This is a genomic window from Micromonospora maritima (assembly GCF_902825405.1).
GTDB classification, from domain to species: Bacteria; Actinomycetota; Actinomycetes; order Mycobacteriales; family Micromonosporaceae; genus Micromonospora; species Micromonospora maritima.
The window spans coordinates 1-8,865 of sequence record NZ_CADEAU010000215.1 but is presented as its reverse complement, the minus strand read 5'-3'; the positions used below and the strand labels follow the sequence as shown (position 1 = coordinate 8,865).

At 73.2% G+C, this 8,865-nt stretch carries 10 protein-coding genes and 1 pseudogene; 10 read left to right on the top strand and 1 reads right to left on the bottom strand.

Going from position 1 to position 8,865, the window contains the following annotated elements; translation table 11 throughout:
* The 4 genes from HUW36_RS18985 to HUW36_RS18970 all read left to right on the top strand — a co-directional run.
* The coding region (locus tag HUW36_RS18985; protein WP_246248222.1) for a helix-hairpin-helix domain-containing protein at positions 1 to 453 on the top strand (453 nt) is incomplete at its 5' end.
* Between the two features lie 375 nt (positions 454 to 828).
* Positions 829 to 2,031, top strand: coding sequence for a low temperature requirement protein A (locus tag HUW36_RS18980; RefSeq protein ID WP_174529400.1), 1,203 nt, complete (start codon positions 829 to 831; stop codon positions 2,029 to 2,031).
* A gap of 119 nt (positions 2,032 to 2,150) precedes the next feature.
* Complete coding sequence (locus HUW36_RS18975; RefSeq protein ID WP_091574126.1) at positions 2,151 to 2,357, top strand: hypothetical protein; 207 nt, start codon at positions 2,151 to 2,153, stop codon at positions 2,355 to 2,357.
* A 180-nt stretch (positions 2,358 to 2,537) separates the two neighbouring features.
* On the top strand, positions 2,538 to 3,497 hold the full coding sequence (locus tag HUW36_RS18970) for a TIGR03557 family F420-dependent LLM class oxidoreductase (protein WP_174529399.1): 960 nt from the start codon (positions 2,538 to 2,540) through the stop codon (positions 3,495 to 3,497).
* A 72-nt stretch (positions 3,498 to 3,569) separates the two neighbouring features.
* Here HUW36_RS18970 and HUW36_RS18965 read toward each other — a convergent pair whose 3' ends face one another.
* The gene (locus tag HUW36_RS18965) at positions 3,570 to 5,291 is read right to left on the bottom strand and encodes an amino acid transporter (protein WP_246248221.1); all 1,722 of its coding nucleotides are present in this window, start codon (positions 5,289 to 5,291) and stop codon (positions 3,570 to 3,572) included.
* A 99-nt stretch (positions 5,292 to 5,390) separates the two neighbouring features.
* On the opposite strand from HUW36_RS18965, the pseudogene HUW36_RS18960 reads away from it, so the two are divergent.
* The 6 genes and pseudogenes from HUW36_RS18960 to HUW36_RS18935 form a co-directional block, all read left to right on the top strand.
* Positions 5,391 to 5,729 (top strand): annotated as a pseudogene (locus HUW36_RS18960) (YgaP family membrane protein); the annotation flags it as partial.
* Positions 5,726 to 6,622, top strand: a complete 897-nt coding sequence (locus HUW36_RS18955; RefSeq protein ID WP_174529398.1) for a sulfite exporter TauE/SafE family protein — start codon at positions 5,726 to 5,728, stop codon at positions 6,620 to 6,622. The pseudogene HUW36_RS18960 and the gene HUW36_RS18955, both read left to right, overlap by 4 nt.
* Positions 6,561 to 7,169: a class I SAM-dependent methyltransferase gene (locus HUW36_RS18950; RefSeq protein ID WP_174529397.1), complete on the top strand. Its 609-nt coding sequence runs from the start codon at positions 6,561 to 6,563 to the stop codon at positions 7,167 to 7,169. Before HUW36_RS18955 ends, HUW36_RS18950 begins: the two co-directional genes overlap by 62 nt.
* Positions 7,170 to 7,251: 82 nt before the next feature.
* Entirely contained in the window at positions 7,252 to 7,962 is a 711-nt protein-coding gene (locus tag HUW36_RS18945; protein WP_174529396.1) for a polyamine aminopropyltransferase, read from the top strand.
* 73 nt (positions 7,963 to 8,035) lie between these two features.
* Positions 8,036 to 8,215 (top strand): hypothetical protein, encoded by a 180-nt coding sequence (locus HUW36_RS18940; RefSeq protein WP_174529395.1) that lies wholly within the window; start codon positions 8,036 to 8,038, stop codon positions 8,213 to 8,215.
* 95 nt (positions 8,216 to 8,310) lie between these two features.
* Positions 8,311 to 8,865 (top strand): AMP-binding protein (locus HUW36_RS18935; RefSeq protein WP_174529394.1); only part of this gene is annotated, 555 nt, incomplete at its 3' end.

Sequence of the window (8,865 nt, the reverse complement as noted above, 5' to 3'; positions counted from 1 at the left end):
GTCGCCGCCGAACCCGAGCCCACCGACGCCGACACGACGTCGCCCGTGGGCGCGGCGCACGTCGACGCCGCGCCGGTCGGCGCCGAACCGGAACCCGCCACCGTGACCGCCGCGGAGCCGGTGGCCGTACCGGCCGGATCGGACACCACGCCGGTGGTGGTGCCGGCGCCGCGCGCCTCGGTCGAAGACGACCTGCCGGCCGTGTCGGACGGTGGGACGCCGGACGACTTCCGCCGCATCCAGGGCATCGGGCCGAAGCTGGCCGCCGCCCTGCAGGACGCCGGTATCCGCACCTACCGTCAGCTCGCCGAGCTGGACGAGGCGGCGCTGCGGGAGACCGTGAAGGCCGCCGGACTGCGCGCCGCGCCCGGGCTGGCCACCTGGCCGCAGCAGGCGAAGGTGCTCGCCGGTGCCCGAGCCGAGGCCGAGCAGGTGCTGCCCGCCGCCGAGTGACGCGTACCCGTCCGGGCCGGTGGTGACCGATGGTCGCCACCGGCCCGGCGTCTTTCCCCCGTACCCCTGCCGACCACCCCGGCCGGCGTGACCGACCGCCACCTCCCCGAGCTGGCGCTATCCGACGACCATCGAGACCGCCACCTCCCCGAAGCGGTGGCATCCGGCCACCGCCGACCCCACTGCCACCCCGAACTGGCGCGCCGCTGCACCACCTCCCCGCACTGGTGGCCACACCGCAGCCACCCTGCCGGCCTGGCGGGACGGACCGGCACCTCCCGGAATGGCGGAAAGCCGGCCGGAAGGGGACGGGCGTCGCTACGGTCGGTGAGGGGCCAGGACGGCCCGTCGCGCCGACGCCCGCGGGAGCCGCTCGTGCCCACCGGAACACCGGAGCCCGCCGGCCGGCGGCCGCCGGTCCGCGATCCGGAGGCGCCGCGCCGGGTGACCCTGCTGGAGCTGTTCTTCGACCTCGTCTACGTGGTCGCGCTGGCCCTGATCTCGCGCAACCTGGTGGGCGAGGTCAGCTGGGAGCGGGCGGCCCATTCGCTTGTCATCCTGATGGCGATCTGGTGGACCTGGGCGATCACCACGCTGGTCACCGACCTCTACGACCCGCAGCGCGGCGAGATCAAGCTGCTCATCGTGGCGGTGATGTTCGGCGCGTTGCTGATGACCACCGCGATCCCGGAGGCGTTCGGCGCTCGGGGCCTGGTCTTCGCCGGCACGTACGTGGCGATCCATCTCGGACGCGGCCTGTTCCTCATGCCGACGGTCCGCCGCCACCCGCAGACCCGGCGCCGCGCCACCCGCATCTTCATCTGGTTCGCCGTGTCGGCGGTGCCCTGGCTGATCGGCGCGGTGGCGGCGCACGGCGCCGCCCGGCTGTGGTTCTGGGCGCTGGCGCTGGCCATCGACTACCTCGGTTTCCGGCTGGCCTACCCGGTGCCCGGCCTGGGCTCGGTGCCGGACGCCCAGCGCAACGTGACCGCCGAGCACCTCTCCGAGCGCTACCAGCAGTTCTTCATCATCGCGCTGGGCGACGCCGTGCTGGTCTCCGGCACCGTGTTCAGCCTGCACCACTCCGAGGTGGAGAACCTCCTCGCCTTCTCCACCGCGTTCGCCACCACCTTGCTGCTCTGGCGCATCTACGTGCACAAGGCCGGTGAGCTGCTGCCCAAGGCCATCGCCCGGTCGAGCCAGCCGAACCGGTTCCTGAACACGGCGCCGTACACGCATCTGCTGATGGTGGCCGGGGTGGTGACCAGCGCCGCGGGCTTCGACCTGGTGCTGCTGGAGCCGACCGGGCACACCCCGCCGGCCTGGCTGGCGATCATCCTCGGCGGTCCGGCGCTGTTCCTGACCGGCCGGGCCGCCTTCGAGTACGAGGTGTTCAGCCGGGTGTCGCTGTCGCGCCCCGGCGGGGTCCTGGCGCTGCTCTGCATCGCGCCACCGGCGCTGTTCCTCGCCCCGCTCTACGCCTCCGTGGGGGCGATGCTGGTGCTGGCCGGGGTGGCCGTCGCCGACCACCGGCGCAGCCGTGGCCGTCCGCCCGAGGAACCGGCGCCACCGCACTGACCCACCGCGCCGGTTATCGGAATCGGCCGTGCCGGCACCGGTGTTCCGTTTGGCGGATCACCCGCGCGGGGTACAAGCCCTCCACCTCGAATCCACCACAACCCCAGTGGAGGCAACTGATGCGCGGCACCTCGATAGTCGGCGTCCTGGTCGTCATCTGGCTCATCATCGGCGCGATCGCCGCCGGGCAGCGCGGCTACTACGGCAACGACGACACCAACTGCGCGGAGGCGGGCACGATCCTGGTCACCATCGTGGCCGGCCCGCTGAACTACATCGGCGCCAACCCGAAGATCGACTGCAAGCTTCCGGAGCCGTCCAAGTAGGCCGCCGCACCCCGTACTCCCCCGGCCCGCGCCCGCCTGGCGAGCGCGGGCCGTTCCGTGCCCGGAGTCGGGCACGCCACCCCTCGTAGGGCGTCCTAGGAGGCTGGGTTCCTGAGGGTTTGCCATCGGAGCAGACGGGAACGGCAGCGGTCCGCTGACGACGGGACGGAGAAACCCGGCATGAAGATCGGCTACAAGCTCGCCTCGGAGGCGTTCGGGCCGCAGGAGCTCATCCGGCAGGCGGTCCGCGCGGAGGAGGCCGGCTTCGACTTCGTCGAGATGAGCGACCACTACCACCCGTGGCTGGAGGTGCAGGGACACTCCTGTTTCACCTGGAGCGCGCTGGGCGCGATCGCCGCCCGCACCAGCACACTCGGCCTGGCCACCGGGGTCACCTGCCCCTCGGTCCGGTACCACCCGGCGATCGTCGCGCAGGCGGCGGCGACCCTGGCGCTGATCTCCGACGGACGGTTCACGCTCGGGGTGGGCGCCGGCGAGCGGCTGAACGAGCACGTGGTCGGGCAGGGCTTCCCGAGCGTCCGGGGGCGGCACGAGCGACTGCGCGAGGCACTGGAGATCATCCGGCTGCTCTGGCAGGGCGGCTATCAGTCCTACGAGGGCCGGCACCTCCAACTGGAGGACGCCCGGGTGTGGGACCTGCCCGAGCAGGCACCGGTGATCGCCGTCGCGGCCAGCGGCCGGGCCTCCGCGACGCTCGCCGCCGAACTGGGCACCGGCCTGTTCGCCACCGAGCCGAAGGCGTCCATCGTCGGGCACTACCGGGAGGCCGGCGGTCAGGGTCCGCGCTACGCCGAGGTGCCGATGGCCTGGGCCACCGACGAGGAGCAGGCGGTACGCGCGGCGAAGGAGACCAGCCGCTGGGCGGTCACCGGGTGGAAGGTGATGAGCGAGCTGCCCAACCCGGTGAACTTCGACGCGGCCACCGCCTGGGTCGAGGACCACCACATCCGGCAGCAGTTCTCCGTCGGCCCGGCCGCGGAGCCGCACGTGGAGAAGGCGCGCACGTACGTCGAGGCGGGCTACGACCACATCGTGCTGCAGAACGCCGGGCCGGACCCGGACGGCTTCCTCGACTTCTGCGCGGGCGACCTGCTCGCCCGGGTCCGCGCGCTCGGCTAGCTGGTTGGGAAGGGCCCCTTATTAACAGACGTCTGTTAATAAGGGGCCCTTCCTTCTTCCTTGCACCGTGTCTCAGCCGCCGACGTGGATGCCGGGGCGGCGGGTCGGGTCCGGCTCGGACTTGCGGATGATCTCCCGGACCACCGGCGGGGTGTCGCCGCGGCCCAGGATCAGGTAGCGCAGCAGGTGCGCGATGGGGTTGCCCTCGGACCACTCGAAGTGACAGTGCGGGCGGACCCCGGTGGCGTCGCGCAGCGCGAGCAGGACGGCGGCGATCGCGTTCGGCGCGGCCGGGCTGCTCGCCCGCAGGATGCGGTAGCCGCCGACCTCCACCCCGTGCACCTGGAGCACCTGGCTGAACTGGGACGGGTCGCTCACGTCGATCTCCAGGAAGAGCACGTCGGCGGCGCCCGGCACCGGGTTCATGGAGCGCTGCGCCCGCTCCTTGACCCGGTACTCCTTGACCGATCCGCTCTGCCGTTTGTTCGCGATCAGGTGCAGCCGCCCGTCCCGGGCGACGGACTCGTCGACGAACCGGCGGGCCGCGCCGTCGAACTCGATCCGCTCGGCGCGCAGCTCGGTGGTCCGGGTGACCCGGGAGATCAGCGAGACCGCGACGATGCCGGCGATGAAGAACCCGGAGATGGTGATGCCGTCGGGCTTCTCCACCACGTTCTCGACCAGCGCGTACAGAAGCACGGCGGTGAGCACCGCGAACCCGGTCGCGGCGGCCCGGTGCCGGGCGCGCAGCGCCGCGATGGTCACCGCGATGGCGCCGGAGACCATCATCGCCAGGATGCCCGTGGCGTACGCGCCGGCCTGGGCGTTGACGTCGGCCCGGAAGGCGACCGTGATGGCGATGCTGATCGCGGTGTAGACCAGCACCACCGGGCGGACCGCGCGCCCCCACTCCGGCGCCATGCCGTACGAGGGCAGGTAGCGCGGCACGATGTTGATCAGCCCGGCCATCGCCGAGGCGCCGGCGAACCAGAGGATGAGCACGCTGCTGATGTCGTAGACGGTGCCGAACGCCTCGCCGAGGTGGTCGTGGGCGAGGAAGGCCAGCGCCCGACCGTTGGCCGCGCCACCGGGCTCGAATGCCGCCGGCGGGATCAGCACCGTGGTGACGAACGTGGTGGCGACCAGGTAGACCGACATGATCAGCGCGGCGGCGGTGAGCAGCCGCCGGGTGTTGCGGATCCGGGCGGCCAGGCGATGCTCCGGGTCGTCTCCGTCGCCCTGGACCAGCGGCATCATGCTCACCCCGGTCTCGAAACCGGACAGGCCCAGCACCAGCAGCGGGAAGGCGAGCACGCTTGTGGTCAGCACGTCGCCCGCGCCACCGACCCGGGTGAGCCGGTCGGTCCAGTCGCCGAGCAGCCCGGGGTCGGCGGCGATCTCGACCACCCCCACGACCACCACCACCGCGTTGAGCGCGAGGAAGACCGCCACGAGCGGGATGGCCACCTGCACGGCCTCGCTGAAGCCGAGCAGGAACACGCCGCCCAGCACCAGCAGCAGCACCACGGTCACCGCCACCGCGGCCGTGGCGCCGTGCGGGAACGACGCCGGCAGGACCGGGTTCTCCAGCAGGTGCACGCTGGCGTCGGCGGCGGAGAGCGTGATCGTGATGATCCACGAGGTGGCGACGAAGCCGAGCAGCACCAGCACGAAGACCTTGCCACGCCAGAACGGCAGCAGCCGCTCCAGCATGGCCACCGACCCCTGCCCGTGCGGGCTCTCCCGGGCCACCCGGCGGTACATCGGCAGCATCCCGAGCAGCGTCAGCGCCACGATGAGCAGGGTGGCCAGCGGGCTGAGCGCGCCGGCCGCGACCGCCGCGATGCCGGGCAGGTAGGACAGGGTGGAGAAGTAGTCGACGCCGGTCAGGCGCTCGGCACCGTCGGCCTGCCCAACGTCAGGGTGCTCGACGGCGGCATGCTGGCCTGGCAGGCCACCAACGCCCCGGTCGTCCAGGGCCGGCCGCGCTGGGACCTGGAGCGCCAGGTACGCCTCGTCGCCGGCTCGATCGTGCTCGCCGCCGTCGTCGGTTCGGTGTTCGTGCCCGGCCTGAAGTGGGTCGCCGCGTTCATCGGCGCGGGCCTCACGTTCGCCGCGCTCACCAACACCTGCGCCATGGGCATGCTGCTGGGCAAGCTGCCGTACAACCGCGGTGCGAGCTGCGACCTGGACACGATCGTGGGGCAGTTGCGAGACGGGAGCCGCAGGTGACGACTCTCGTCCTGACGCTGGCCGGCGCGGTGCTGATCGGCGTGACGCTGGGCCTGCTCGGCGGTGGCGGGTCGATCCTCGCCGTGCCGCTGCTGGTCTACGTCGCCGGCCTGCCCGCCAAGGAGGCCATCGCCACCTCGCTGCTCGTCGTGGGGGCCACCAGCGCCGTCGGCGTGCTGCCGCACGCCCGCGCCCACCGGGTGCGCTGGCGTACCGGGCTGATCTTCGGCCTGGCCGGCATGACCGGCGCGTACGCCGGTGGTCGGCTGGCCGCATTCGTCCCGGCGAACGTCCTGCTCACCGTGTTCGCGCTGATGATGCTCGCCACCGCGGCGGCGATGATCCGCGGTCGGCGCTCGGCCGAGGGACGGCCGACGCCGCACGAGCTGCCGGTGCTGCGGGTGATCCTCGACGGCGTGGTGGTCGGCCTGGTCACCGGCCTGGTCGGCGCCGGCGGTGGCTTCCTGGTGGTGCCCGCCCTGGCGTTGCTCGGCGGCCTGCCGATGCCGGTCGCGGTCGGCACGTCGCTCGTGGTCATCGCGATGAAGTCGTTCGCCGGCCTGGCCGGCTACCTGTCCAGCGTGCAGATCGACTGGGGCCTGGCCGCCGCCGTCACCGCCGCCGCGATCGTCGGCAGCCTTCTCGGTGGCCGGCTCGCCGGCCGGATCCCGGCCGACGTGCTGCGCACCTCGTTCGGCTGGTTCGTCGTGGTGATGGGCGTCTTCGTCCTCGCGCAGCAGCTCCCCCCGGTGTGGGGACTCACGGTAGGAGCGCTTGCCGTGGCCGGTACCGTCGGCGTGGCGGTGTGGGGCCGCCGAAGGAGGGGACACAGTGGACAGCAGCGCCTGGGACGACCGATACGCCAACGCGTCCGGACTGGTGTGGAGCGCTGAGCCCAACCGGTTCGTGGTCGAGTCGGTCGCCGGCCTGACACCCGGCGCGGCGCTGGACGTCGCCGCCGGCGAGGGGCGCAACGCGGTCTGGCTGGCCGGTCAGGGCTGGCGGGTCAACGCGGTGGACTTCTCGGCCGTGGCCGTCGACCGCGGGCGTGAGCTGGCCGCCGCGCGAGGGGTCGCGGTCGACTGGCGGGTCGCCGACGTGACCGCGTACCGGCCGGTGCCGAACAGCTACGACCTGGTGCTGATCAGCTACCTGCACCTGCCCGCCGCCGAGTTCGCGGGCGTGCTCGGCGCGGCGCGTTCGGCGCTGCGCCCCGGCGGCACGCTCGTGGTGGTCGGCCACGACCTGGCCAACCTCTCCGGCGGCACCGGTGGCCCGCAGGACGCGAACGTGCTGCTCACCCCGGAGGCGGTGGTCGACGGGCTGGCCGGGTTGCGCATCCAGCGCGCCGAGACGGCCCGCCGGCCGGTGCCGACCAGCGACGGCGGCAGCGTGGACGCGCTGGACACCGTGGTGGTGGCGACGCGTCCCGTCGACTGAGGCGCCGGGAGCGGTCGTTCTCCGGGGCCGGCCCCCGATCGGCCGGTAGCATCCGGTGACGGAACGGCGGAGAGGACACCGGGTGGGCGCGCGCTTCGAGGAACTGGCCTGGCGGGAGACGCCGATCGGGGCGATCAGTCTGCGCCGGCGCCGCGATCCGGCGCTCGACGCCGAGGTGTACGAGGTCAAGCTCGACGACGAGTACCTCATGTCCAGCGCGTTCCCGGTCGCCGAGATCGAGTTGGCCCGGCTGGGGCTGGCCCCGCTCACCGGCGAGGCGCTCGACGTGGTGGTCGGCGGGCTCGGCCTCGGCTACACCGCGCGTACCGCGCTGGAGGACCCGCGGGTGCGCTCGATGCTCGTGGTCGAGGCGATCGAGGACGTGATCGACTGGCACCGCCGGGACCTGCTGCCGTTCGCCGCCGGTCTGGCGGCGGACCCGCGTACCCGGTTCGTCCGGGCGGACTTCTTCGCCGCGGTCGCCGACGGCGGCCTCGACCCGGACGAGCCCGGGCGGCGTTTCCACGCCGTGCTGCTGGACGTGGACCACTCCCCCCGGCAGGTGCTGCATCCCAGCCACGCGCCGTTCTACACGGTCGAGGGGCTGCGTCGGCTGGCGGCGCTGCTGCACCCGGAGGGCGTCTTCGCGCTCTGGTCGAACGACCCGCCCGACCCGGCGTTCCAGCGCACGCTGACCGAGGTGTTCCCGACCTCGGTGGCGCACGTCGTCCGCTTCCCCAACCCGTTGCAGGGCCGGGAGGCGGCGAACACCGTCTACGTCGCCCGGCGGTGATTCCGGGCGGGGCGGCATGGCCGCCCGCGCAGCGGGAAAGCGCGCGGCCCACCGTACGACGGGAGGCTGGAACATGCGCGCGTTGCTCTGGGTGGTCGGCGTGGTCGCCGGTGTGCTCATCCTGCTCGGGCTGCTGCTGGAAGCGGTCCGTTGGCTCGTCGTCATCGGCGTGATCGCGCTCGCCGCGGTGATCGTCTTCGCGATCGTGAAGACCCGGCGGGTGGTGAGTCACCACTCGGCGAGCCGCCGCTGAGGCGGTGTGACAAACCCGGCAACCTACGTGAGCGTAGGTTACCGGCTGGTTAAGTTAGGCTGGGCCGGTCATCCGCGCAGCGAGGAGAGACGGCGATGGACACGACCGCCCAGCGACCCTGGACCCGCAGCTACGCACCGGGGGTGCCGGCCGAGGTTCCGGAGCCGGACGGCTCGCTCGTCGACCTGCTCACCGACGCCGCCCGGCGCTTCGGGCCGCGGGTGGCGCTGGACTTCTACGGCGCCACCACCACCTTCACCGAGCTGGCCGACCAGGTCGCCCGCGCCGCCGATGCGCTGCGCCGGCTCGGCGTCGGCCCCGGCGACCGGGTCGCCCTGGTGCTGCCGAACTGCCCGCAGCACGTGGTCGCGTTCTACGCGGTGCTGCGCCTGGGCGCGGTGGTCGTCGAGCACAACCCGCTCTACACCGCCGACGAGCTGGACCGGCAACTCACCGACCACGGCGCCCGGGTGGCGGTCGTCTGGGACAAGGTCGCGCCGCTGGTGGCGGGACGGGGCGCCGTGCGTACCGTCGTCGCGGTCGACCTGACCTCGGCGCTGCCCCGGCTCAAGCGGTGGGCGCTGCGGCTGCCCCTGCCCAAGGTCCGCGCCGCCCGCGCGGCGATGACCGCCCCCGCGCCGGGCGCGGCG